Source organism: Tolumonas lignilytica (assembly GCF_000527035.1).
Taxonomy (GTDB): domain Bacteria; phylum Pseudomonadota; class Gammaproteobacteria; order Enterobacterales; family Aeromonadaceae; genus Tolumonas; species Tolumonas lignilytica.
Map to the genome: position 1 here is coordinate 2,176,928 of NZ_AZUK01000001.1, position 25,439 is coordinate 2,202,366.

Annotated in this window: 25 protein-coding genes and 1 riboswitch; of the genes, 11 read left to right on the forward strand and 14 right to left on the reverse strand. The window is 51.5% G+C overall.

Annotated features, from left to right (window positions below; all coding sequences use genetic code 11):
* The first annotated feature begins 67 nt into the window (after nt 1–67).
* Nucleotides 68–259, forward strand: a riboswitch (cobalamin riboswitch).
* Between the two features lie 54 nt (nt 260–313).
* Nucleotides 314–2,167: a TonB-dependent receptor domain-containing protein gene (locus H027_RS0110205; protein WP_024872356.1), complete on the forward strand. Its 1,854-nt coding sequence runs from the start codon at nt 314–316 to the stop codon at nt 2,165–2,167.
* Nucleotides 2,168–2,235: 68 nt separating this feature from the next.
* Here the strand turns inward: H027_RS0110205 and speA are convergent, their stop codons facing one another.
* The 3 genes from speA to lpxL all read right to left on the reverse strand — a co-directional run bounded on the left by speA (nt 2,236) and on the right by lpxL (nt 6,048).
* Nucleotides 2,236–4,143 carry a biosynthetic arginine decarboxylase gene (gene speA / locus H027_RS0110210; RefSeq protein ID WP_024872357.1) on the reverse strand — a complete coding sequence of 636 codons (1,908 nt, stop codon included), beginning with the start codon at nt 4,141–4,143 and terminating at the stop codon, nt 2,236–2,238.
* Nucleotides 4,144–4,484: 341 nt separating this feature from the next.
* Nucleotides 4,485–4,961 (reverse strand): anaerobic ribonucleoside-triphosphate reductase-activating protein, encoded by a 477-nt coding sequence (nrdG, locus tag H027_RS0110215; RefSeq protein WP_024872358.1) that lies wholly within the window; start codon nt 4,959–4,961, stop codon nt 4,485–4,487.
* A gap of 133 nt (nt 4,962–5,094) precedes the next feature.
* Nucleotides 5,095–6,048 (reverse strand): LpxL/LpxP family Kdo(2)-lipid IV(A) lauroyl/palmitoleoyl acyltransferase, encoded by a 954-nt coding sequence (lpxL, locus tag H027_RS0110220; protein ID WP_024872359.1) that lies wholly within the window; start codon nt 6,046–6,048, stop codon nt 5,095–5,097.
* Between the two features lie 139 nt (nt 6,049–6,187).
* Between lpxL and hldE the strand changes: the two genes are divergently transcribed.
* On the forward strand, nt 6,188–7,627 hold the full coding sequence (gene hldE, locus H027_RS0110225) for a bifunctional D-glycero-beta-D-manno-heptose-7-phosphate kinase/D-glycero-beta-D-manno-heptose 1-phosphate adenylyltransferase HldE (RefSeq protein WP_024872360.1): 1,440 nt from the start codon (nt 6,188–6,190) through the stop codon (nt 7,625–7,627).
* Between the two features lie 121 nt (nt 7,628–7,748).
* Nucleotides 7,749–9,023: a ferredoxin reductase family protein gene (locus H027_RS0110230; RefSeq protein ID WP_024872361.1), complete on the forward strand. Its 1,275-nt coding sequence runs from the start codon at nt 7,749–7,751 to the stop codon at nt 9,021–9,023.
* A gap of 34 nt (nt 9,024–9,057) precedes the next feature.
* On the opposite strand, the gene tolC is transcribed toward H027_RS0110230, so the two are convergent.
* The 5 genes from tolC to H027_RS0110255 all read right to left on the reverse strand — a co-directional run bounded on the left by tolC (nt 9,058) and on the right by H027_RS0110255 (nt 14,163).
* The gene (gene tolC / locus H027_RS0110235; RefSeq protein ID WP_024872362.1) at nt 9,058–10,374 is read right to left on the reverse strand and encodes an outer membrane channel protein TolC; all 1,317 of its coding nucleotides are present in this window, start codon (nt 10,372–10,374) and stop codon (nt 9,058–9,060) included.
* A 102-nt stretch (nt 10,375–10,476) separates the two neighbouring features.
* Complete coding sequence (locus tag H027_RS0110240) at nt 10,477–11,613, reverse strand: ABC transporter permease (protein WP_024872363.1); 1,137 nt, start codon at nt 11,611–11,613, stop codon at nt 10,477–10,479.
* Nucleotides 11,614–11,621: 8 nt separating this feature from the next.
* Nucleotides 11,622–12,548, reverse strand: coding sequence for an ABC transporter ATP-binding protein (locus tag H027_RS0110245; protein ID WP_024872364.1), 927 nt, complete (start codon nt 12,546–12,548; stop codon nt 11,622–11,624).
* 15 nt (nt 12,549–12,563) lie between these two features.
* Nucleotides 12,564–13,508, reverse strand: a complete 945-nt coding sequence (locus tag H027_RS0110250) for an HlyD family secretion protein (protein WP_024872365.1) — start codon at nt 13,506–13,508, stop codon at nt 12,564–12,566.
* Nucleotides 13,501–14,163 carry a CerR family C-terminal domain-containing protein gene (locus H027_RS0110255; RefSeq protein ID WP_081741460.1) on the reverse strand — a complete coding sequence of 221 codons (663 nt, stop codon included), beginning with the start codon at nt 14,161–14,163 and terminating at the stop codon, nt 13,501–13,503. The genes H027_RS0110250 and H027_RS0110255 overlap by 8 nt, the downstream gene beginning before the upstream one ends.
* Before the next feature lie 186 nt (nt 14,164–14,349).
* Between H027_RS0110255 and nudF the strand changes: the two genes are divergently transcribed.
* The 5 genes from nudF to parE all read left to right on the forward strand — a co-directional run bounded on the left by nudF (nt 14,350) and on the right by parE (nt 18,824).
* Complete coding sequence (gene nudF, locus H027_RS0110260) at nt 14,350–14,991, forward strand: ADP-ribose diphosphatase (protein WP_024872367.1); 642 nt, start codon at nt 14,350–14,352, stop codon at nt 14,989–14,991.
* A gap of 71 nt (nt 14,992–15,062) precedes the next feature.
* Entirely contained in the window at nt 15,063–15,431 is a 369-nt protein-coding gene (locus tag H027_RS0110265) for a DUF1249 domain-containing protein (protein ID WP_237657975.1), read from the forward strand.
* An 84-nt stretch (nt 15,432–15,515) separates the two neighbouring features.
* The gene (gene cpdA, locus H027_RS0110270; protein ID WP_024872369.1) at nt 15,516–16,337 is read left to right on the forward strand and encodes a 3',5'-cyclic-AMP phosphodiesterase; all 822 of its coding nucleotides are present in this window, start codon (nt 15,516–15,518) and stop codon (nt 16,335–16,337) included.
* 1 nt (nt 16,338) lies between these two features.
* Nucleotides 16,339–16,914, forward strand: coding sequence for an esterase YqiA (gene yqiA, locus H027_RS0110275; protein WP_024872370.1), 576 nt, complete (start codon nt 16,339–16,341; stop codon nt 16,912–16,914).
* 20 nt (nt 16,915–16,934) lie between these two features.
* On the forward strand, nt 16,935–18,824 hold the full coding sequence (parE, locus tag H027_RS0110280; protein ID WP_024872371.1) for a DNA topoisomerase IV subunit B: 1,890 nt from the start codon (nt 16,935–16,937) through the stop codon (nt 18,822–18,824).
* A gap of 155 nt (nt 18,825–18,979) precedes the next feature.
* Here the strand turns inward: parE and H027_RS18675 are convergent, their stop codons facing one another.
* The 4 genes from H027_RS18675 to H027_RS0110295 all read right to left on the reverse strand — a co-directional run bounded on the left by H027_RS18675 (nt 18,980) and on the right by H027_RS0110295 (nt 21,044).
* Nucleotides 18,980–19,207: a zinc ribbon domain-containing protein gene (locus tag H027_RS18675; RefSeq protein WP_081741461.1), complete on the reverse strand. Its 228-nt coding sequence runs from the start codon at nt 19,205–19,207 to the stop codon at nt 18,980–18,982.
* A gap of 93 nt (nt 19,208–19,300) precedes the next feature.
* Nucleotides 19,301–19,495 (reverse strand): hypothetical protein, encoded by a 195-nt coding sequence (locus H027_RS0110285; RefSeq protein WP_024872372.1) that lies wholly within the window; start codon nt 19,493–19,495, stop codon nt 19,301–19,303.
* A gap of 61 nt (nt 19,496–19,556) precedes the next feature.
* Nucleotides 19,557–20,141 (reverse strand): DedA family protein, encoded by a 585-nt coding sequence (locus H027_RS0110290; RefSeq protein WP_202593439.1) that lies wholly within the window; start codon nt 20,139–20,141, stop codon nt 19,557–19,559.
* A gap of 348 nt (nt 20,142–20,489) precedes the next feature.
* Nucleotides 20,490–21,044, reverse strand: coding sequence for a flavodoxin family protein (locus H027_RS0110295; RefSeq protein WP_024872374.1), 555 nt, complete (start codon nt 21,042–21,044; stop codon nt 20,490–20,492).
* Nucleotides 21,045–21,194: 150 nt separating this feature from the next.
* Here H027_RS0110295 and H027_RS0110300 point away from each other — a divergent pair, with 150 nt between their 5' ends.
* Complete coding sequence (locus H027_RS0110300) at nt 21,195–21,614, forward strand: winged helix-turn-helix transcriptional regulator (protein ID WP_024872375.1); 420 nt, start codon at nt 21,195–21,197, stop codon at nt 21,612–21,614.
* Nucleotides 21,615–21,713: 99 nt separating this feature from the next.
* On the opposite strand, the gene H027_RS19245 is transcribed toward H027_RS0110300, so the two are convergent.
* Nucleotides 21,714–22,826 carry a methyl-accepting chemotaxis protein gene (locus tag H027_RS19245; RefSeq protein ID WP_024872376.1) on the reverse strand — a complete coding sequence of 371 codons (1,113 nt, stop codon included), beginning with the start codon at nt 22,824–22,826 and terminating at the stop codon, nt 21,714–21,716.
* A gap of 202 nt (nt 22,827–23,028) precedes the next feature.
* Between H027_RS19245 and H027_RS0110310 the strand changes: the two genes are divergently transcribed.
* A complete protein-coding gene (locus H027_RS0110310) occupies nt 23,029–23,229 on the forward strand; it encodes a hypothetical protein (protein ID WP_024872377.1) in 201 nt (66 codons plus the stop codon).
* A 19-nt stretch (nt 23,230–23,248) separates the two neighbouring features.
* Here H027_RS0110310 and H027_RS0110315 read toward each other — a convergent pair whose 3' ends face one another.
* The gene (locus H027_RS0110315) at nt 23,249–24,925 is read right to left on the reverse strand and encodes a SulP family inorganic anion transporter (RefSeq protein WP_024872378.1); all 1,677 of its coding nucleotides are present in this window, start codon (nt 24,923–24,925) and stop codon (nt 23,249–23,251) included.
* Nucleotides 24,926–25,183: 258 nt separating this feature from the next.
* Between H027_RS0110315 and H027_RS0110325 the strand changes: the two genes are divergently transcribed.
* Nucleotides 25,184–25,408: a DUF1127 domain-containing protein gene (locus H027_RS0110325; protein WP_024872379.1), complete on the forward strand. Its 225-nt coding sequence runs from the start codon at nt 25,184–25,186 to the stop codon at nt 25,406–25,408.
* Nucleotides 25,409–25,439: the final 31 nt, after the last annotated feature.

Genomic DNA, 25,439 nt, shown 5'->3' on the forward strand with positions numbered 1-25,439 from the left:
CGGCAGCGTACCGCCATTTTTTGTTAGGCGTTTGTAAATTCCAACTATACACCCCAAGGCCGGCTCTCTATAATTCGCGCTCTCTGGCGCAATCATCTGCTTAAAAGGGAATCCGGTGTAAATCCGGAGCTGTCGCGCAGCGGTATTGGGGAACGAAAGCGAACGAACATCTGTTCAGGCACTGCCATCCGGTGGGAAGCCTTCGCCGTAGGAATGTTGGCCCCTCAGCCCGAAGACCTGCCAGAGCAAAATCTGGGTCATATCATCCGATATGACAATTAGGGACCACTACGCGAAATTAGGGATTGCCCAAATGTCAAAACAACTGACGGCCTCTGTGCTGTCGGCGCTGGTTATTGCTGCGCCGGCCTATGCCGAAGACTCTACCAGCCTGCCGATCACGGTTACCGCCACCCGCTTTGCTGAACCTACCGCGTCAGTATTAGCGCCGGTCAACATTATTACCCGCAAAGACATTGAACAGTTACATGCCCGTTCACTGGCCGATGTCATTAAAACCTTACCGGGTGCCGAGCTGATCTCCAACGGTGGTCGAGGCCAACAATCTTCGGTCTTGGTGCGAGGCACCACCTCAGCAGAAACGCTGGTGTTGATGGATGGGGTTCGCATTAACAGTGCTACCAATGGCGGTTCGGATTTCAGCACTATTCCGCTGAATCAGGTGGAGCGGATCGAATACGTTCGTGGTGCTCAAGCATCGATTTATGGGGCGGATGCGATTGGTGGCGTCATCAATATTATTACCCGTGGCACCACCGGTCAGAATAAACAGACCATCAATGGCAGTGCCGGTTCCCGCGATTATCAGAATCTGAACGGTAGCAGTTCATTTGATATGACGTCGCAACAGCATCTGAAGCTGGCGGCCGGATATGAAACCGAAGATGGCTATAATTCGCATCCGATCGCGGGTGTGAATGATGGTGACAAGCATGGCTTTCTGGGTAATAACGCCATGCTGGACTATCAGAATCAGGTCACGGATAGCACGAATGTCTATGGTGCGCTGCACTGGGCCCGCAATACTTCTCAGAGTGATGGCTCTTATACCGGCCATCATGAACGGGATGAAACCTGGGATGAAACCACCAACTACCAGCTAGGCAGTAAGTACAAACAAGATCGCTATCAGACGGAGCTCAATACCAGTCTGATCAACGACAATATGTATTACTATCCGGACACCATCTCACGTGAACAGGCGAATTCGGTTTATCAAACCCACCAGTATCAGATCAGCTGGTTAAACAATTATCAGGTGACCGACCCCTGGTCAGTGGGCGGCGGCATTGACTGGCATCGTGATGTGCTGTTGGCGGGTTCTCAGTCATCTGGCAGTGCCTTCTTCGATCAGGATAAAGGCCGGAATAACGTCGGTGTCTATGCCTTATCACAATATCACTGGGCGCAATGGCTGGGGGAACTCAGCGGCCGTACCGATGATAATCAGCAATATGGTCGGCATAACACCTGGCAGGCGGGCTTGGGCTGGAATTTCCTGCCGCAGTATCGTCTGAGTGCACGTCACGGTACTGCGTTCCGGGCACCAACCTTCAACGATCTTTATACGCCGTATTCCGTCTCACCTAATCTGAAACCGGAAACATCAAGAAACAGTGAGATTGCCTTGGATGGCAACACCCATGACGTCTTGTGGCGTGTCACTGCATACCGCAATGACCTTGAGGATATGATCCAGTGGGCCAGTTCTGATCCGTCCGATCCGTATGCGATGTGGTTCCCAGAAAATGTCGGACGTGCCCGCATTAAAGGTGTGGAACTTGAAGCGGAATTTGCAACAGGCTGGCTGACCCATAAACTCAGTGCCGACTTCAAAGATGCCCGTGATTTGAGTACCGATGAACAGTTGATCCGTCGGGCCAGACGCAACTACAAATGGACCGGCTCTGCCAACTGGGACAAATGGGACGCCTCGTTAACCGGCCAGTATCAAAGCGAACGTCTGGATGGATCAACCCGTCTGGCGCCATATGCGCTGTGGGATACTGCGGCTGGTTATCATGTGCTGCCTAAGCTGCGGATCGGTGGCCGGATCGATAACCTGTTTAACAAGGATTATGTGCTGGCCAACGGGTATGCGACCCCAGAACGCAGCTATTACGTCGATTTCAGCTATCAGATGTAATCGTGAGTCTGGTTTCCAGCCAAATAAAAAGGGTTCGCAGTGCGAACCCTTTTGCTTATGAGAGAGACTTATTCATCTTCGAGATAGGCATAGCCCTGCAGACCGGCTTCCAGCTCTTCCAGCAGTTCTTTGCGGGTTTCTTCGCTGAGTGACGGGTGTGCGACCAGCTTCTGGTAATCGCGGCGGATCACTGAAGTATCGATGTTCACATAGCGCAGCAGGTTGTCGACGTTATCCCCTTTGATGATATTGGTGATCACCGGTTCACCATCATCGTTCAGGCACACTTCGGCACTGTGCGTATCGCCAAACAGGTTGTGCAGATCGCCCAGAATTTCCTGATAGGCACCGACCAGGAAGAAGCCCATATAACTGGTTTCATCCGGGCGTACATCTGGCATTGGCAGGGTGTTTTCGATACCCACACCATCGACATACTCTTTGATGGTGCCATCAGAATCACAGGTGATGTCCATGATCACGCCACGGCGGCTTGGCTGTTGATCCAGCCCGCTCAGCGGCATGATTGGGAAGATCTGGTCAATCCCCCAGGCATCCGGCAGTGACTGGAACAGTGAGAAGTTGACGAAGCATTTGTCGGCCAGTTTCTCGTTCAGTTCATCCTGCAGATTGCGGTGCATGCGGTTGACCGGATCGAGCATCGTCTTCAGCTTCAGGCTCAGATTCAGGTGCAAATCTTCCGCCCAGGCCCGCTGTTGCAGCGTCAGCAGGCCCAGCGTGTATTGAGTATGTACATCGGCCAGATCGGAGACCGAGTCATGGAAAATTTCCAACAGGCCCGGATCTTCTTTCTCATGCAGTTCTTTCCAGCTATCCCACATGTTTTGCAGCAACAGGGGGGCATCGCTTTCCGGTGCATCCGGCAGCGAGGTCGGCAACTGGCTTTCCATGCCAACGATATTGGAGATCAGCACGGCGTGATGGGCCGTAATGGCACGACCGGATTCACTGATGATCATCGGATGCGGCAGACCGAACTCTTCACAGACATCACCGATCCCCCAGACCACATTGTTGGCGTATTCACGCAGGTTGTAGTTGGCCGAGCAGTGGCTTTGTGAACGTGAACCTTCGTAATCGACACCCAGACCACCGCCGACGTCAACCACGTCGATGTTGGCACCGAGGCGGCGCAGTTCAGCGTAGAAACGACCACATTCGCGGATCCCGCCCTGAATATCACGGATATTGGCGATCTGCGAACCTAAGTGGAAATGCACCAGTTGCAGGCAGTCGAGTTTACCGGCTTCACGCAGGCGTTCGACCAGACGCAGAATTTGGGCAGCGTTCAGACCAAATTTAGATTTTTCACCACCACTGGATTGCCATTTGCCAGAACCCTGTGAGGCCAGACGCGCGCGCACCCCGATACGAGGGGAAATGTTCAGACGGGCGGCTTCATCCAGGATCAGCTCCAGTTCTGACGGTTTTTCCACCACAATATAGACATGGTGACCGAGCAGGGAACCCAGCAGGGCATGACGCACGTATTCGCGGTCTTTATAGCCGTTACAGACGATCACCGAGCCCTGATCATGATGATGCGACAATACCGCCAGCAATTCCGGCTTGGAACCGGCTTCGAGCCCCAGTGCCGGTTTATCGGCAAAGGCGCGGGTGACGGATTCAATCACCTGATTCTGCTGGTTCACTTTGATTGGGTAGACGCACTGGTAACGGCCTTTATAACCGTAACTCTGAATGGCCTGTTCAAAGGCGCCAAACAGCGCATGGATCCGGGTTTTGATGATATCCGGGAAACGCAGTAACACCGGGGCGGCGTAACCTTGTGCGCGCAACTGTTCGATAATATCGATCAACGCAATTTTGCAGTCCAGACGGGTTTTGTCAGGGGTAACCACCACGCGACCCAGTGCATCGATATTGAAAAAGCCTGCGCCCCAGTATGGGACATTGTACATTTTCAGGGCGTCCTGACAGGACCAGTTTGCCATGGCATTTCCTCAGTAAAAATCAATGATAATCACAGTGCAGTATCAGGCGCGTTCGTGTCAGCAGCATGGCAGTATCCCTGTTGCGCCTGCCTGATCGCGGCGTATTTTATGCGTATTGTTCCCGCGATAAACCTTTTTTTACGGGGTGGAAGATTCTCTATTGAGTACCTTTGACTAGGCAGTAATTCACTGTGAATAAAAACGCGGATCAAGCCGTATAATTCTCATATTCATGCAAAAAAAACTTGATGAGCGGGAGCGGCAACACCAAAAATGCGCTGCCGTGGTACGAGGCTGGAATTTATCGCAATCAGTCTCGTTTAGATGGGAATAAATAATGATTATTCAACAGGTTGCGTAAGGTAATGAATCACCTGATTGCTGCTGCCGCGCCACAATAAAGACGGATCCGCCAGTTCCTGCACAAACTTGCCATCCACCAACACATCAATCAGGGCTACGATCTCTTGCTGGGCTGGGGTGAGTTCGGCCAGCAGATAGCCGGTCCACATCCAGATATCTTTGCCGGGGCATTCCGCTCGAATGCGTTGCACTAAGGCGAGAATGTCGGCCTGATTGGCCGGATGCAACGGATCGCCACCCGAGAGGGTGATGCCGCGACGCTTGATCTTGCTGTCGTTCAAATCGGCGATGATGCGATCGGCCATCTCTTCTGTGAAAAGGTGACCGGAATCTGCACGCCAGGTGGACTGGTTATAGCAGCCCCGGCACTGATGTTCACAACCGGAAACAAACAAGGTACAGCGGGTGCCTGGGCCATTGACGACATCGATGGGATAGTATTGGTGATAGTACATCAGGGCTCCTGATCTGCGGCGAGTGTGCCTACCATACTCGCCGCAACCGGAAAAATCAAAACAGGCTCTTGAGGGAAAACCAGACACCGCCGGAGTCAGCATAGCCTGCTGCGGCAGCATCAGGGGTAGAGTTTCAGCGTTCCTCGCCCGGTTTATATAAAAACTGGGAACCATCCGGGCGGGATTTGAAGCGCCGGTGCATCCACATATATTGCGCTGGGGCTTTGCGCACCGCGGTTTCCAGTACCTGATTGCTGAGTGTGGCATCCTGGATGTCATCACCGGTCGGGTAATTCTGCAGCGGGGCCTCGATGATGAGCTGATAGCCGCCACGGGGCAGACGGATGTTGTAACAAGGCAAGACCACCGTATTTTTTACCCGGGCCAGCGTTGCCGTGCCGGTAATGGTGGCAGCATCACAGACGCCCAGAAACGGCACAAACACGCTGGCATGATGGCCGTAGTCATGATCCGGTGCATACCACAACGCTTCGCCCTGACGCAGGGCCTTGATCATGCCTTTCACATCCAGCCGGTTGACCAGATATTTGTTACTTTTACAGCGGCCATGATACTGCGCGTATTCCAGCACCGGGTTGGTATTCGGACGATAGACACCGACACCGGGCCGCAGCAGCCCGAACATGCGGGCATTGAGTTCCAAGGTCATGAAATGGGCGGATAACAGCAACATGCCCTGTTTCTGAGCGACTGCCTGTTCGACATGCTCGGCACCAACTACCTGCATGATGCTGCGGATCCGGCGATCCGACCAGAACCAGGCCATGCCTGTTTCAAAGATGGCCCGTCCCACATTGGCAAAATTTTCACGGATCTGCTGCTCACGTGTGACCTCATCCCACTCAGGAAACGCCAGTTGCAGGTTTTTGCGCGCAATCGCCACCCGGCGGGGCAGGATCTTCATCGACAGCCAGCCCAGCGCCGCGCCAAGCTGCATCAGCACCGGGTAGGGCAACTGCACGATCAGCCATAACACAGCTTGTCCAAACCATTGCGGCCAGTAACGGGGATGAAACATACCGGTTGTCAGACGAGGTTTTGTATCGGGTAACTGTGTAGCTTGCATGGCAGGAGACCAGAAAATTAGGTTAAAGACAGAAAAAACACCGCCAGTTTAGCAAATGGCTGTCAAGGTGGCGAATCGTCATCCGGGCTGTGATAGACTGCGCGCCATTCCGAGTCAGTATTGAGTGAACATCATGACTATGCGTATTACCTTACCTGATTTTTCGGCGGCCCGCGTACTGGTAGTGGGTGACATTATGCTGGACCGCTACTGGAGTGGCCCGACCCGTCGCATTTCACCGGAAGCGCCGGTCCCGGTCGTCAAGGTCGAAAAGAATGAAGATCGTCCAGGCGGCGCGGCGAACGTGGCGTTAAACGTCGCGGCGCTCGGTGGTAAGACAACCCTGCTGGGCTTTGTCGGACAAGATGAAGCGGCAGATTGTCTGGCGGCGAAACTGGCCAGTCATCGGGTCGGTGCCGATCTGGTGAAAGTGGCCGATCTGCCAACCATCACCAAACTGCGCATTCTCAGTGGTAATCAGCAGTTGATCCGCCTCGATTTTGAAGATTCGTTTGCAACGGCGGATCCGGCGCCTTTGCTGGCCAAGCTGGATGCCGCCTTGCCGGATTATGATGTGCTGATCCTGTCCGATTATGCCAAAGGTGCGCTGACGTGCGTGCGTGACATCATTCAGCTGGCGCGGAAACACAAGGTGCCGGTGCTGATTGATCCCAAAGGCGACAGTTTTGAAAAATACCGCGGGGCGACGCTGATCAAGCCCAACATGCTGGAATTTGAGACGATCGTCGGCAAAGTCAAAAATGAAGACGATCTGATTGAAAAAGCCAAAAGGTTGCTGGATGAACTGGATCTGGAAGCCCTGCTGGTGACCCGTTCCGAAAACGGCATGTTACTGGTACGCCGTGGTGGTGCGGTGTTAGCGCTGCGCACGCAAGCCCGTGAAGTGTTTGACGTCACCGGTGCCGGTGACACCGTGGTTGGGGCACTGGCGACCGCCTTATCGGCTGGTAAATCGCTGGAAGAAGCCTGTGCGATCGCCAACAGTGCGGCCGGCGTGGTGGTGGCGAAACTGGGCACCTCGACGGTGAGCCCGCAGGAGCTGGCGCAGGCCCTGCACGAACACAGCAGTATTGAGCAGGCCTTCGGCGTCATGAGCGAAGCGGAACTGAAAACGGCAGTCATGGCGGCCCGTCGTCGCGGTGAGAAGATCGTCATGACCAACGGCTGTTTCGATATTCTGCATGCCGGCCATGTCTCTTATCTGAAAGCGGCGCACAAGCTGGGCGATCGCCTGATTGTGGCGGTGAACACCGATGATTCGGTGCGTCGTCTGAAAGGCGAGAAGCGTCCGATCGTGCCGGAAGATCAGCGTATGGCCGTACTGGCTGCGCTGGATTCGGTCGACTGGGTGGTACCGTTCAGTGAAGACACACCTCAACGGGTGATCGGCGAGATCCTGCCCGATCTGCTGGTGAAAGGTGGCGATTACCAGCCGGAAGCGATTGCCGGTTATGCGGAAGTGACTGCCAATGGCGGTGAAGTGCGGGTGCTGCACTTTGAAGATGGTTGTTCAACCAGCAATATTGTGAAAACGATCATCGAACGCGAATGTAAGTAATCTCTCCCAACGCCCAGCCGGTTCCACGGTTGGGCGTTGCATTTTGTCACACTTGTGGCACAGCTTTGCCACGTCTTTCCGTTTTACTTAAAGATATCCAAACTAAACGGGATGTCTTTGTATGCGCTATCTTATTTCACTGCTTATTCTTTCCCTTGTCTGCTGGGGGCTGACCTTACCTGCCGATGCACTGCAACAGGGATTTATGTTCTGGCGTAATCAGGGTATTCAGTTGACGGGGATTTTGGCGATAGCCTTGATGGGTGCCTTAATGCTGATGGCCTTGCGTCCGCACTGGCTGGAACAGCGACTAGGCGGATTAGATCATCTCTATCAGCTACATAAATGGAGTGGGATCACGGCAGGCAGCATGGTGTTGTTGCACTGGTTGTTGACCAAATCGCCCCGCTGGCTGGTTGAGGCCGGTCTGCTGGATTTAGGTGCCAGAGCTCCGCATGTACCGGGTGCTGATGCATTAAGAGGGGTTGCGAAAGAGGCGGGAGAATATTGTTTCTATGCCCTGATCCTGTTTTTGATCATCAGTCTGGTCAAGATATTGCCTTACGGGCGTTTTCGTCAGATCCATAAAGTCGGGGCCATTCTGTTCCTGCTGGCCGCCTTTCACAGCATTTATTTGTTACCAGATGTGACACGCTGGGCACCTTTCGGTTTATTGACACTGGCTGCTGGCGGGCTGGGATCACTGGCGGCGTTATGGAGTCTCTTTGGTCAGAGCGGCCGTCTGCAGCGTTATCAGGGCAACATCATGGCGCTCAGACAGCATGCCGGGAATGTGCTGGAGCTGGAAGTGGCATTACCGACTGACTTTCATGATGAGTATCTGCCGGGGCAATTTGCTTTACTCACCTTGCATCAGGAAGAGGGAGCACATCCGTTTACGATTGTGCGAGAAGATATTCAAAATGGCAGCATTATCTTTGCTATCAAGGCGCTGGGTGATTATACCCGCCAGCTGGCTCAACAAGTTCAGGTCGGGGATACGGTCACGGTGGAAGGCCCTTACGGTCGCTTTGTCTTACCGCCTTCCGGTTCGCAGCAGTATTGGATCGCCGGGGGTATTGGGATCACGCCGTTTATGGCCTGGCTGGAAGGGCTGGTAGCGGAAGATGAACGGCGTCCGGGGGCGCATCTGTACTATTGTGTGAACAGCCAGCAGGAAATTTTATTCGCAGAACGGTTACAGCAACTCTCAAAGCTCACCGGGGTTAAAGTGACCATTATTGACCGGCAAATTGATGGTTTTCTGGATGCGTCCCGTCTGGATGTGGATGAAGACACCCAGCTCTGGTTTTGTGGGCCGAAAGGTATGCGGGACATGCTGTTGACCCATGTTCCGTCGTCACAGCTACACTACGAACAGTTCGAGTTTCGCTAACCCTTTTTGCCCCGGCATAACCGGGGCGAATAGTCTATTTTTTCTGGCTAATCAAGCCATTATTGATATCCAGCAGATCCTGCTCAGACAAGACCCCGGCAGTTTGTTTCAGTTGTATGGTATTCAGAATGTAGCTGTATCGTGCATTCGATAACAACTGTTTGGCGGAATAGAGCTTACTGGTCGCATTCAGCACATCCACAATAGTGCGAGTGCCAACCTGATAACCCGCCTGGGTCGCGGTCAGGGCACTGTCTGCCGAAACCACCGATTGCTGATAGGCTTTAATCGTACCTATGCTGGCAAACACATTGTTATAGTTCTTATATAAATCGGCCTGCATGCTGCGGTAGGTTTTTTCCAGATTTTCACTGGCAGCCACATAGTTAAACTGGGCTTGTTTGACCTGTGACTGAGTGGCACCACCGGAATAGAGCGGCAGGTTAAATTGCAGGCCAATGGTGCCTTCATTCACCGTTCCATCTTGTTTGGATACCGAGTTGACCTGGTAATTGGTGTAATTGGAATTGGCACCGAGTTTCAGATCCAGCGTGGGCAGGTGTCCGGTTTTGGCCAGATCGATCTGCTGCCGGGCAATGTCTTTGGCAATCCGTAACTGGTTTAATGCTAGGCTATGATCCTGCGCCTGTTTCAGCCATTGGTCGGCACTCTGTGCCATCGGGCTGGGGCTGAAACGTTCGGTATTCAGCACATCCAGAAACTTGTGCTCGTTACCGGTCAGTTGGCGTAACGCTTCATAACTGTTGGCAAGCGTGTTCTGCGCCGTGATGCTGTCTGCAACGGCCAGATCATGGGCGGCTTTGGCTTCCTGTACATCGGTAATCGCCGTCATGCCAACATTGAAACGCTGCTGGGTTTCGTCCAACTGGCGTTGCAGCGCCTTTTCATTGGCGGTGGTGTATTCCAGCGCATCCTGCGCGGCCAGCACGCTGAAATAGGCTTGTGCGGTACGGAAGATCAGATTTTGCTTTTCTAAACTCAGCGAAACATCACTGGCCATGGCTTGTTTGCTGGTGATGTCGGCGTTCATCCACACCGGTTCGCGAAACAGGGCTTGCGTCAGCGAGATCCCAGCGCCACGCGTGTTCTCGGTATAGGCATCGTTGTCGTTGGATTTCTGATAGCCGGTGGAGGCGTTGAGGTTGATTTGTGGCAGTTTGGCAGCATCAGATTCGTTGATTTTCTCAAAGGCGGCGTTACGCTGCGCCAGGGTTTCCTGTAACTGTGGATCTTTTTCCTGTGCCTGATGATAAATGTCCAGCAGGCTTTCCGCCGAGGCCCAGGGCGAAAGCCCCAGCAGGATCAAAACAGACAATAGCGATTTTTTCATCGGAACATACACTCCAGTTGAGTGACCCGGCATGAGTTGAGTGGACAGGTGATATTGCAGACAAGCCTGAGTCTATTGTTATTATGCCAGCATGTAGAAAAACTAATCGAGTGTTTTACGGAAGCGTAATACCCCCACACACAACATAGTGCATAAAAAGAGCAACAAAGGCCACAGATGCGGCCACATTTCAATCGCGCTATTTCCTTTCAGCATGATCCCGCGGATCAGGCGAATAAAATGCGTCAGCGGTAAAATTTCCCCGATTTTCTGTGCCCAGACCGGCATCCCCCGAAAGGGGAACATGAAACCGGACAACAGCATTGATGGCAGGAAAAAGAAAAAGGTCATCTGCATCGCCTGCGTCTGATTGCGGGCCACGCTGGAGATGGTGATACCGACACTGAGGTTGGCGGCAATAAAGACCAGAATGCCGAGCAATAACCACAGCGCCGAACCGACAAATGGCACGGCAAATAAGAGTTCAGCCGCAATCAGGATCACGGCAACCTGCACAAAACCAATCAAAACATAGGGCAGGATTTTCCCCAGCATCACTTCCAGCGGACGCACCGGTGTGGCCAGCAAATTTTCCATGGTGCCGCGTTCCACTTCACGCGTGACCGCCAGTGCCGTCATCATGATCATCGTCATGGTGAGGATCACGCCCATCAGGCCGGGTACAATATTGTATTGCGTCAATCCTTCCGGGTTGAATCGTCGCTGGATGACCAGATCGTAAGGTTGGGATGTGGCCTGCAGATGGTTTAAGGGGCCGGTTAGTTCATGTTGCAGCCATTGCTGACTCAGTTGTTGCAGGGCACCAATGGCATTGGCGGTCGCCGAGGGATCGGTCGCATCTGCTGCCACCAGTAATTGTGGCCGTTCACCACGTTGCAATTTTTTACTGAATCCTGCCGGAATGATCAGGGCAAATTGGGCATCGCCTTGTTCCAACCAGCGATCCGCCTCGGCATCCCCCAGGTCGGTGGCGACCAGCTCGAAATAGCCGCTGTTTTCCAAACTCTGCACCATTGCCCGCGTAAAGGCCGTCTGTTCATGTGCCACGACCACGGTAGGCAGGTGTTTCGGATCGCCATTGATGGCATAACCGAACAGAATGAGCTGGATCAGCGGGATCCCCAGCATCATGGCAAAGGTGAGGCGGTCACGACGAAGCTGAATAAATTCTTTGGCGATCACAGCCAGCAATCGGTGCCAGCTTAATAACTGATTCATAAGCACCTCTAACGGAAATTATCCTGACTTTGTTGCATCAGGTGGATAAACACATCTTCCAGTTGTGGCGTGATGAGCTGCCAATGCAGATCCGGCTGTTGCTGGAACGGCGCCAAGACGTTCGTCAATGCCCCGGCATCCAAGCCGTTAATATGCAGGCTGTTACCAAAACGGGTGATCAGGGCCACGGCCGGATGATCCTTTAACAGCGGAACGAGCGCATCCACGGCCCCTTCGACTTGCCAGGTGGTAAACTGGCTTTGCTGGATCAACTCTTTGGGTGTCCCACAGGCCAGCAGTTTGCCATAGGCGATATAGCCCAGCCGGTGGCAGCGTTCGGCCTCATCCATGTAATGCGTTGAAACCAGCACGGTCATTCCCTCTTCGGCCAGTTGATGAATTTCATCCCAGAAATCACGGCGCGCTTTGGGATCAACACCCGCCGTGGGTTCATCCAGCAACAGCAACTGCGGGTTATGCAACATGCAGGCAGCCAGAGCCAGACGCTGTTTCCAGCCGCCCGACAAGGTGCCGGCTAACTGATGCTGGCGGGCGACCAATCCCAGCCGTTCCAGCGCCTGTTTCACGCGCGGTTTGCGATCCGGCATACCATAAATCCGGGCGATGAAATCAAGATTTTCCCGCAGGCTCAAATCGTCATACAGCCCGAAGCGTTGCGTCATGTAACCCACATGACGTTTGATCTCTGTTGCCTGCCGGGTGATGTCATAACCGAGGGTATGGCCTGAGCCACTATCCGGTGTCAGCAAACCGCACATCATTCGGATCGATGTGGTTTTGCCACTGCCATTGGGGCCGAGAAAACCATAAATCTCCCCTCGGCGCACCTGCATGGATAAGTTATCGACCACCAACTTAGTGCCGAAGCTTTTATTTAGTCCCTCAACATCGATGATCCAGTTGTCACTGTGCATGTTTCGCTACTCCGTTTATCGCAGCGTGACGGCGACCGGCTGTCCCGGATGCAAAGGGAAGGCGCTGGCATTGAGTGGTTTCGCCTCAATCATAAACACCAGCTTGGCCCGATTTTCCTTGCTGTAAATCACCGGTGGCGTGTATTCCGCACTGCTGGCAATGAAACTGATCCGGGCGGGAAGTGCGCTTTTGCAGCCATCGCAATTGACGGTGATGCTTTGTCCGTATTTCACGGTGGAAAGTAACGCTTCGGGAAGGTAAAAACGGACTTTGACGGCGTCGGGTGGTAACAGCGTGATCACCGGCGAACCGGCTGGGATCCATTCGCCAAGTCGATATAAGGTTTCCTCTACCGTCGCATCGACGGGGCTGACCGGGTGTGTCTGTGCCTGCAGCCAGTCGGCATGTTCGGCCTGCGCGGTGGCGGCAGTGACATCCGCCTGTGCTGCATCCCGTAAGTCATCCCGTGCTGCTTGTGCTGCCAGCGCCAGTTGTGCATTCAGATCATGCACTTTGCCTTCCGCCTGAGATTGGCTGCTGGCCGCCTGATCCAGTGCCGCCTGATTGCTGAAACCCTGCTGCCGTAGGCGTCGTTGCCGGTTCAGCTCCTGTTCACTGAAACGCAGCGCTGCCTGTGCCGAACTCAGTTGTGCTTTCAGGGCCGCAATTTCTTCGCTGCGTTTCCCCTTGCTGAGATCCGCCGCCTGAGCCTGCGTTTTCTTCAAGGTGGCAGCCGCCGCACGCTGATTATTCAGCGTCTCGTCACTTTCCAGCCGGAACAACGGCTGACCTCGACGGATCTGCTGACCCTCAGACACCGCCAATTCGCGCAGATAACCGGCCACGGGGGTGGCAATTCGGACATAGTCGCCTTCGACATAACCGGGTAGCGACTCCGTCGTCGCTTGCTGGCAGGCGCTCAAGCCGATGAGACACAATAGAAATAAAGCGTTACGCATGCGATGTCTCCCGTAAGGCCATCAATCCGGCCCAGCTAAACTGCACAATGTGATTTTCGATCTCTGCCAATCCGTTGGGCTGAGTCAGCAAATGCGGATCGGTGCGGGCAATGACAGGGCGTGCCAGCACATAAATGACACACTGACCCAACAGGCTGAGCGCACAGCGTAATAATGTGCGCGGTTCCGCATTTGGCAGGATCTGCTGCAACAGCGTCAGGATTTGCTGCAGTTGCGGTTGTTGAAACCGCTGATAAATATCATCCAGTGCTGCCGTGGGGTTGGCCATTTCCCGTAAAATCAACTGAGCAATCTGGCTGCTTTGGTGTTCATCCAGCATGCGTAAGAGCATGCTATGGACCATAAACCGGAAACGGTCAGGTAAGGGCAGCGAGGCTTCTATTTGCAGTGGCTGTTGCTGAATGGCCTGTTCACCGTGATGACGTAACACCGCCAGATAGAGCCCTTCCTTACCACCGAAATGATAATTGATGGCCGACAGCCGGACTCCGGCACGCTGCGCGATTTGCTGTACCCGGGCGGCCCGAAAGCCCTGTTCAATAAATTCAGGAGTTGCCGCTTGAATCAGTTTCAGGCGGGTTTCCTCACCATGGCTACTGACCGCCATCGTCTTATCCGCGGCTCTTCTAGTCATCGCGTCTCTCTGATTAGAAAACTTTTTCTAATTGTTGGTGATTAAATGAACATTAGCAAGATAATTAGAAAATCTTTTCTAATCGTTTTGTGAGTGAGAATCACTCTTGCTCCTCTTCGCGCTTCGGAGTAACCTGCATTTTCTTTGGCCTATGGCTTGTAAGGGATTAGTCCGGGAGTCGTTGTGATGACAGATCCAGTGTTAGCTGCCGATCAGTTTTACGATCGGAATGATGTGGAAATCATCAAATGTGAACCTTGCTTTAAAGGCTTTTTCCGCATAAACCGCTACCACCTGCGACATAAACTGTTCGCGGGGGGCTGGGGGCCTGTGCTCCAACGTGAGATGTTTGAACGAGGCCATGCCGCTGCGGTATTACCGTATGATATTGAGCGGGATCAGGTAGTCTTACTGGAGCAGTTCCGTCTGGGTGCTTATGAAACCAAACCGGATCCCTGGTTGCTTGAGTTGGTGGCTGGCATCATCGAACACGGTGAACAACCGGACGACGTGATCCACCGCGAAGCCGAAGAGGAATCAGGGCTGAAGCTGCAACAAGCCGATTTTGCCTTAAGTTTTATGGTCAGCCCTGGCGGTACGACCGAGCGGATCCACCTGTATGTCGGCAAAGTAGACTCGTCCCTGGCAACGGGGTTACACGGTCTGGCACATGAAGGCGAAGATATCCGTGTGCATGTGGTCAGTCGTGAACAAGCCTACCGCTGGGTGGAGGAAGGGCGTATTGATAACGCGACGACGGTGATCGCACTGCAATGGTTACAGTTGCATCATGCTGATCTGCAACGTCGCTGGTTGGGTGGATCGTGACGACGCTCTGTCTTACCCGGCGTCATGTGCCCGATCTGCCGGAGTTGCACCGGGCCTATGAAACCAACTACATGGCGCTGATGAAGTTGTTGCCCTCTACCGCCGAAGGCGGGGCAAGGTTGTATAATGTGGCGCAATCATTACAATTCGCCGTTCGCATTCTGGAAAACACCCGCTACACCACATTGCTGGAAATTTGTCAGCACAATGATGAATTACCTGATTTTCTGAGAAGTCACATGCAAGTCCGGTTGTATCACGATGCGCGTATGGCGGAAGTGTGTGTCAGCCAGCAGATTTCCCGTTTACTCCCCAGCTATGATTATCCCAATCCAGCTATGCATCAGCGGGATGAAAAAGAACAGTGTAATCACTTTCTGGCAGAATGGCTGCGTTTCTGTCTGGCACACGGGTATAGCGCTCAAGCGCTGGCATATTAAAGATAAAGTGATGATGCCATTGCTCCGAATAGCCATGCACACGGTCAGGCAAAGGTATTATCCGCTAATATATAGAGAGAGATTTTGGAAACCTGCACATTAAATCAACCGGATGATGGCATCGTCCGATTATTGCAGATTTCAGATACGCATCTGTTCGCTGATTCAAACCGCGACTTGCTGGGTATTGCTACAGCAGAGAGTTTTCAGGCGGTACTGGATGCCATTACTGAATTGCCACAAGCGTATGATGTGGTGCTCGCAACAGGTGATTTGTCACAAGATCACTCTGCGGGTTCCTATCAGCGTTTCGCCAGTATGGTGACCGCATTACAAAGACCGGTGCATTGGCTACCGGGAAATCATGATCACCGTGTGTTGATGCAAAATGAGCTGCAGGTGGCCGGTATTCACCCGGAAATGCAGTTGGTGGGTGACACGTGGCAGATCATTCTGCTCGATAGTCAGGTGTATGGCACCCCGCATGGCTGGTTGAGCCATCTGCAACTGGAAGAGCTGGAAGCCGCATTACAACAATATCCGGAAAAGCACGCTCTGGTCTGTCTGCATCACCATACCTTTCCGATTGGTTCAATCTGGCTGGATCAGCACGATCTGAAAAATGCGAATGATTTTCTGGCCGTACTGGCGCGTTATCCGCAAGTCAAAGCGGTGCTCTGTGGCCATGTGCACCAGGAATATGATCAGGCGCATCAGGGGATCCGCTTTCTGACTTCGCCGTCAACCTGCATTCAGTTCAAACCCCTGAGCGTGGATTTTTCGCTGGATACTATGTCCCCCGGTTGGCGCTATCTGCAACTGTATCCGGATGGTCGTATCGCGACCCAGGTCTGGCGTCTTGAACCCGGCCAGTTTGCGCCTGATTTACAATCTACAGGTTATTGAAATGTCGCCTACGCTGATTTATTTGCACGGTTTTAATTCCACCCCCGATTCTGTAAAAGCCCGGCAAATGAAAGAGTATCTGACGAAAGAACTGCCGGATATTCAGATCTGCATTCCTGCGTTACCCAACACTCCGGCCGCGACCTGGCAAATGTTACAACAGATTCTGGCTGACCTTGGTGATCGTCCGCTGGGTTTGGTTGGCAGCTCAATGGGTGGTTTCTGGGCGACCAAGATCGCGGAGGTCTATGGCCATAAAGCGGTGGTAGTAAACCCTGCCGTGCAGCCACACCATCTGTTGCAGCAACTGCTCGGACCGCAACAAAATCCGTATACTGGTGAAAAATATCTGCTGGAGCCGCAGCATGTCACGGAACTGCGTGAGCTGGGCGTTCCGGAATTACACCACCCGGAGCGGATATGGTTGTTACAGCAACAGGGCGATGAAGTGTTAGACTATCGCCACGCCTTACAATTTTATCATTTTGCACGAACCACAATCGAGCAAGGTGGCAATCACGCCTTCATAGGGTTTGAACGTTACTGTGCTCAGATTGTAAGATTCCTGCAGTTATAAACCCGTACTCACGGAATACCATGACTCAAGCTTATACCGCTGAATCCATTGAGGTCCTCAATGGTCTGGAGCCGGTGCGTCGTCGCCCCGGCATGTACACCGACACCACCCGTCCGAATCATCTCGGACAGGAAGTCATTGATAACAGCGTCGACGAGGCACTGGCGGGTCATGCCAGTCGCGTGGATGTCATTCTCTATGACGATCAGTCGCTGGAAGTGATCGATGACGGCCGTGGTATGCCGGTCGATATTCACCCGGAAGAGGGGGTGCCGGCGGTTGAGCTGATCCTCTGTAAGCTGCATGCTGGTGGCAAGTTTTCCAGCAAGAACTACCAGTTCTCTGGTGGTCTGCACGGGGTCGGGATTTCGGTGGTGAACGCGCTGTCGCGTCGTGTCGAAGTAACGGTACGCCGTGATGGCAACGTCTATGAAATGGCATTTGAACAGGGTGAGAAAGTCTCGGATCTGACGATCACCGGCACCTGCGGCAAGCGTAATACCGGTACCCGTGTGAAATTCTGGCCGGAAGAAAAGTATTTTGATTCGCCGAAATTTTCGGCGCGCAGTCTGGTGCACATCCTCAAAGCGAAGGCGGTGCTGTGTCCGGGGCTGACCATCCATTTTGAAGATAAGGTCAATCAGCAGACATACGACTGGTGCTATCAGGATGGCCTGCGCGACTATCTGATGGATAATTTAAAAGAGTTTGTCCGTCTGCCGGAACAGCCTTTCACCGGACAGTTCTCGGCCGATAATTCCGCCGTCGATTGGGCGCTGTGCTGGTTGCCGGACGGTGGGGAGCTTATCACCGAATCATACGTCAACCTTATCCCGACGGTGCAGGGCGGTACGCATGTCAACGGTCTGCGTCAGGGCTTGCTGGATGCGATGCGTGAATTCTGTGAGTTTCGCAATCTGCTGCCGCGTGGTGTGAAACTGACCCCGGATGATATCTGGGATCGTTGTGCCTATATCCTCTCGATCAAGATGCAAGATCCGCAATTTGCCGGTCAAACCAAAGAGCGTTTGTCTTCCCGGCAGAGTGCGGCGTTTGTTTCCGGCGTGGTGAAAGATGCCTTCAGCCTGTGGCTGAATGCCAATATCGAACTGGCCGAACAGTTGGCTGAGCTGTGCATCAGCAGCGCGCAGCGTCGTCTGCGTGCCGCAAAAACCGTGGTGCGCAAGAAGATCACGCAGGGTCCGGCGCTGCCGGGCAAGCTGACCGATTGTAACTGCTCTGATCCGCTGCAGGGTGAACTCTTTCTGGTGGAAGGGGACTCCGCGGGTGGTAGTGCCAAGCAGGCGCGCGAGCGGGAGTTTCAGGCGATCATGCCGTTGCGCGGTAAGATCCTCAATACCTGGGAAGTGGATGCCTCGGAAGTGCTGGCTTCACAGGAGGTACACGATATCTCTGTCGCCATCGGGATGGATCCGGATTCTGACGATCTGAGCGGGCTGCGTTATGGTAAGATCTGTATTCTGGCCGATGCCGACTCCGACGGTCTGCATATCGCGACCCTGCTGTGTGCACTGTTTGTGAAACATTTCCGCTCGCTGGTGGCCAACGGCCATGTTTATGTGGCCATGCCGCCGTTGTTCCGCATCGATCTTGGCAAAGAAGTCTATTACGCACTGGATGAAGATGAAAAACAGGGCGTGCTGGAGCGTCTGAAAGCCGAGAAGAAGCGCGGCACGCCACAGGTGACTCGCTTTAAAGGGTTGGGGGAGATGAATCCGAAGCAGTTGCGTGAAACTACCATGGATCCAAACACCCGCCGTTTAGTGCAGCTGACACTGGATGAAACAGAGGAAACTCTGCAACTGATGGACATGCTGCTGGCGAAAAAGCGTTCCGGCGATCGCCGCGAATGGCTGGAAACCAAGGGCAATCTGGCTGATATTGGCTAAAGATCGGAATCATAAATAGACAAGACAGGCTTACGGTTAGTGAGTCTGTCGTTTCTTGCCAGAAAAAATAATCAATAAAGAAAATTTAGCATCTGGATAATTTGCTGTAGTGCAATATTGATTGAGGCAATCCATGGTGAAACAGAAAGCAGATCTCATTTCGGGCTGACATTGAAATCAACCTTTTTCTTTGAAATCAACTCATTGCATGTATTACAGAAAAAATCGACAGAACAACACTTAAACTTTTGTAACTCTGAATGGCAGGTAGGGCAAAATCCAACAATGTTGAATTCTTTTTTACAGTGGATACACGCGGTTGGACTGTAACGCGGATCTAAACCGTCTTGTTGACAGGCTGGGCATTTTATTAAGTAGGTCATTTCATCCTCCTCGCTATCACGATTTGGCTATAACACACGCTACGCTCATATTTTAAGTTTAGTGTTCCGCATTATTTCCATGAGAGTTTATCTTTATGGTCGATAATATTTGGGGCCATCGAGTGGTGCCGCTAAATTCCGATGGGGGTATTGAAAACGGTTGTAGATAGCTTGCGTTAAATTTTGAATGGTTCTGAAAAACAGATCCACAAGCAAAAAAGTGATTGCTCCGATAATTAACAGAGTGATTGATAAAGCAATTTTAATATTCAGTTCCAGTTTCGTCATGAGATAAACCTCAAAGTAGTGTGACCTATTCTTTTGAATATATTGAATGGTCAGATTTGTATCAAAATACCTGTTTTTTAAACTGCGTTAATAAATGCAATATAACGGGTAACACTGAAACAATAACAACACTCAAAGATAAGAGTGAAAAATGGTTTTTTATCCAATTGATATGACAGAGCCAATAACCGGAAAATAATAGAATGCCTGTCCAGGCCGTACCACCTAAAGCATTCAGGAGGGTAAATCGCTGAGGCTGCATTCTCGTTAATCCGGCAACAAATGGAGCAATGGTTCTGACTACCGGAATAAAGCGTCCAATCACAATCGTAATGGCGCCGTATTGGTCGTAAAAATCATGCGTTTTTCTTAAAACGGCGGGTTTGATCCAATCTTTGCGAAGAATATAGTTGCCGATACCGGAAGCCCCCAGTCGGAAATTCAGTTGGTCACCCAATATTGCTGCGAGACAAACCATTGCAAAGGGAACGACAGGTGAGAGGTGAGATAACCCTAAAAACGACCCTGTGGCAAATAACAAGGAATCACCGGGCAAGAAAGGTAACAAAACCAAACCTGTTTCCAGAAAAATAATGACTGAGACGATCAATATGCCAAGCGGCCAATTCTGAGCTATGGCTTGCATTAAACCTTGCTCTGAGGTCAGCCAATGAAGTAATCCAGCAGAAAACATCTATTTATTACCCCCGAGCGTGATAGAAAGAAAACCGGCATCCCGCGGTTTGCGATGTTAAAACCGTTATGTGCTGCTCTCTTCCCTTTGGCGCAGGCATGATTACGTCATTAGAAGATAATTCAGGATACTTAGCTGAAACTGAGGAAAGGATAAAAAACAGCCATATTGAATATGGTTAGTGTTCATCTGGATGAAGTCGAATTGGACGGCAGGCTGGGTGTTGAGGCTACAAATATCTCCAGAGCAATAAAGACACCAACCGAAGCCGGCCCTTTATTACTCTGGAATTTTCATTGTCTAGCCATGCAGACGTGATGCGATGTCAGCAACGCGGACACCATACTGTTTGGCTGTTTCCAGATCGCCTGATGGGATATCGTCGGCAGGACGATCGGACGGTGACTGCACTAAAAGACCCACGGAGCCACCCAGGTTGTTGATATCATTGCGGGTAGCGCTGGCAGTATTCGATGGTGGCAGACCTAAGCTGACCCAGATGCCGCCATGCTGTGATGCCAGCGTTTGCATCCAGATCAAGCTGACTTGCTTGTCACCGTTCAGGCTGGCGCTGTTGGTGAAGCCACCAAATACCTTGTTTTGCCATGCTCGGGTAAACCAGGCTTTTGAGGTGGCGTCGGCAAATTTCTTAAATTGCCAAGGTACGGAGCCCATATAAGTCGGTGCGCCAAAAATGATCGCATCAGCAGCGTTCAGCGTGTTCCAATCGTTCTCAGCCACATCGCCGTTGCTATCAATTTCAATGCATTCTGCTTTTGCACCTTCGGCAACGAGTTCGGCGACACGTTTTGTATGGCCATAACCTGAAAAATAAACCACAGCAATCTTGTTCATTACATTCCTACCTTAATAGCTCATGAGAGATAGCGGTTTTTATGTGCGCTGGTGCGACGTAACACAAATATTAACCAGCTTTTCAGAATAGATAGTATCTTTGGTATACTACTTCGACAAGAAGGCACTTTAACGATACCAGGTTACCTCATGGAAACTATGCGTAATGCGAACTGCACAAAAGCAACAAAGAACTACAGTGTCTATTCGCGACATTGCCCAGCCCGTCAGTTCCTCGATCGTCTGGCGGATAAGTGGACGTTGTTGATCATTGATCGTTTGAAATCAGGTGAGACGCGTTTTAATCAGTTGCGGCGCGACATTGATGGCATTACCCAGAAAGTGCTGTCGCAAACATTGAAAAAATTGGAACGGGACGGTCTCATTGAGCGTCGCGTTTTTGCGACGATGCCGGTGACGGTCGGCTACTCACTGACGCCATTGGCGTTAACTCTGGTCAAAACGATTGAGAGTTTAGCGCATTGGGCGGAAGACAATATGGACGCCATGAGAGAGGCGCAGACGCGTTATGACACGCAATATGGTTTAGTAAAAGAAACAGAACTTTAATCAACAGTTTGGCTGGATGGTTTTGTTTTATCTAAGGCCGTATTGTGTACGGCCAGTAGATTAATGAGGGTGCTGTCATCGGAAACCGTTCCTGTTCATTCAGATACGTTGTATAGCGTTTTTTTCCCCGACGAGATTATCCAGCAACACGAAGAGTGATTTACTCGCATGTTCCACATTCTGAAAGCCACGCAGAATATGATCGTTATTCATCAACTCTCTGTTTTTGAGGGTATCTATGATGCGGTGGATTTCGGTATGTACCGTGGTGTGCGGTTCCAGAATCTTGTTATAGCTTGGGGTGCGATCAAATCGTTCTTTACCAATGCCGGTTTCATACCATTTCCCTAAACGACAATTATGGTGATCACTGAATGTCATCGAGGCTTCGCCTTGTAACATCGAGATGTAACCGTTGGCTTTATAGATTAAGTGATCCAGTTTCACCAAGCTGACAAAATTGCTATCCATAAAAATATCGCTTTTATTGATCAATTCATCAGTATTTGCGGCAAATTGACTGACCGTTTTCTCAAAGTGCTGTATCAGTTGCTTGGAATTGTCTGCAATCTGGCTCATGGAAACAGAAGCCTGTTGAATATCTGTCGATTCGGCTTTCAGAGCGTTGATGGTGTTTTCTACCTCGTTGGTTGCTTTTTGAGTTCGTTCAGCCAGTTTTTTGACTTCATCAGCGACCACCGCAAAACCCCGGCCGTACTCCTGCGCTCTGGCTGCCTCGATTGCGGCATTTAATGCTAATAAATTGGTTTGAGTTGCTATATCGGTAATTAATGCAATGATTCCAGAGACATTTTCGATGCCATTGAGCAGGCGGGTTACCCGTGCATCCGTGATTGCAATCGCGTCAGTCAGTTGTGCCAGATTTTTATCGACGTTTAACAGCGCCGTCATGGTGGCTTCTGAATTGCTATGATTTTCTTGCGATTGGATTTGAATGAAACGATGCAATTCATCAACATTCTTTGCATATTCATTCTGAACCAGGGCTATTTTTTTGATGATATGTTCGGCACATAACTCAATGAGTTCATCTTTTAAGTGCCAGGATCCGGTCTGAATTTTGTTTTGTTCTGCTGCTGTCTGCAGTTGGGTATTTTCATGTTTCAGGCGAACAATTTCCTCTTGCAGCGCGTGGTTTTCTTTTTTTAAGTGCGCGATAAGCTCTTGTTCTTTTTGGTTGAATTTAAACATGTTGTTCTCCCTTTTGCGGACGTATTTTTATAATCACCGGGAATGGGGTTAAGCGTAGCGTAGAAAAATTCATCATGCATGCAGATCACCTATTTTTTATAAGGATACTGTGGCGATTAGGTATGTGAGCGAGCCGCTGGAGCCTTTTGCGGGAGCAGGGTATAATCTATGTTAATTTAATTAACATGCGGAGTGTTCGTGGATGGAAAAAAAGACCGCACGGCTGACTTTACTGATTGATCCGGTGAAGAAAAAAGCCTTTGAAGATCTCTGTACGGCGCAAGATTTGACGCCGTCACAAGTCGTTCGTCAAATGATCCGCGACTATCTGGATGCCCACGGCGTGACCTATGCGACCAAAAGCAAACTGGGAAGCAAAGCAAAGGGTGAGACCGTGTCTTGAGACACGGTCGTTTACGTCGTTATTCGTGCATGATCATCTTGTCACTGTTGGCTGCAAAACGCAGTTCGCAATAGTTCAGCGCCTCGTCAAAGGTGCCGAAACAGTGGCCCTGACCCAACAATTCAATGATGCCAGCCTTTGTTAGTTTCTGATGCACCGTCTTGTTCATTTCACACAGCAAAATAGTCACGTTATGTTTTGCAGAGAGCGTAATGACGTGTTGCAGCGATTGCAGGGCGGTGAAATCCATAAACGGGACATGTGCCAGACGCAGGATCAAGGCTTTGGGTTCGGTATTGGTTTGCGCCAAGGTGCGTTGAAAGGTTTCGGCTGCACCAAAGAACAGTGGTCCATCAATACTGTAAACCAGCACTTGCGGAGGCAGCGTCGTGTGCCCTAGTTGCCGGATCTCATGATTAAGATCATCGCCGGTGTGTTGCTGGATCTCGACTGAACCGGCCATGCGCTGCATGAAACTGAATGAGGCCAGGATCACCCCGATATTGACGGCGACCACGAGATCGGTAAACACAGTCAGCAGGAAGGTGATGAGCAGAATGGCGGTATCTGTTTTCGGTGCCTTTTTGACCATTTCCACAAAATGTGGCAATTCACTCATATTCCATGAAACCACAAACAGGATAGCGGCCAGCGAGCAGAGCGGGATGTTGTTGGCCAGCGGTGCCAGGAACAACAAGATCAGCAATAACACCACCGAGTGAATGATCCCCGCCAGCGGACTGTTGCCGCCGTTACGGATATTGGTGGCGGTACGGGCGATGGCTCCGGTGGCCGCAAACCCGCCGAACAGAGGGGAAATAATGTTGGCCAGCCCTTGTCCAATCAGTTCCTGATTTGAATTATGACGCGTGCCTGCCATGCCGTCGGCAACGACAGCCGATAGCAATGATTCAATAGCGCCCAGCATGGCAATGGTAAAGGCCGGACCAATTAACTGCACCATATGGTTAAATGAGAATTCCGGCAGCGAAAAATCTGGTAATTTCTGTGGAATTCCGCCAAAAGCACTGCCGATGGTGGCAACGCCGGCGGGATGAAAGAGGCTGACGGTCAGTGTGGCAAAAATCATGGCTACCAGCGGCCCCGGGACTTTTCGCAGATAAGGGATCCGTGGCGTCAGGATCACCAAGGCCAGACTGCAAAGGGCCACGGCACTGGTGAAGATACTGGCGTGGGGCAATTGCTGCAGCAGATGCCAGAATTTTTCATGAAAATGTGCACCACTAACTGGAGGAAGACCAAAGAAGTCTTGCCATTGTCCGACCCAGATGATCACGCCAATGCCGCTGGTAAAACCGACGATAACCGGGGCTGGAATGAACTTGATGATGCTGCCCAATTTGCTGAAACCCATGAGCATCAGCATGACCCCGGCCATCAGCGTGGCCAGTTGCAGGCCGCTGATGCCGTATTTGGCGGTGATCCCGGCGAGTATGACAATGAAGGCACCCGTTGGTCCGGCGATTTGTAAACGGCTACCCCCGAAAAGAGAAACGGCCACACCGGCGATCATGGAGGTATAGAGCCCTTGTTCCGGTTTGACACCGGAGGCGATGGCAAACGCCATGGCCAGCGGTAAAGCGACCACACCTACGATGACTCCCGCGATCAGATTGGGAAGCCAGTTTTTGATGCGTAGCAGACCTGCTTGCTGCGCCTCCAGAATTGCAATCATAACCACCTCAAATACTAATAACATTAACATATGGTGATAACCAATGATGCATTCTAGCGCTTTCTGTATCGGTCGCGCATACGGACCAAGAAAAAAAAATGGAGCTCGATATAACGGGCATAAAAAAGCGGGATTTTCTGCAGAATTTGCGGCAAAGCTCCCATATCTTTATCTGCAATGGACTAGAATTAATAGCATATGCTGCTGAAGCGTTCAGCGCATTCCCCTCGCATCACGCTACGAGTCGCGGAGGTATCTATGACTAAGCATTCTCTGGTGCATGCCAAAATACCGCAGTATGCACAACGTCCTGATCGGGACGGTTCAACTCTGTCTCATCTTCAACATATGTTGCTGTTATGGAAGCAAAATTGGTTAACTCGCCGTCAGTTAGCCCAATTGAGTTCAGAAGATTTACGCGATATTGGATTGACGGAAGCACAACGACAAGAAGAGCTGAATAAATCTTTCTGGGAGCCATAAAATTCATTGATAACAACCGATTGCTGTTTTT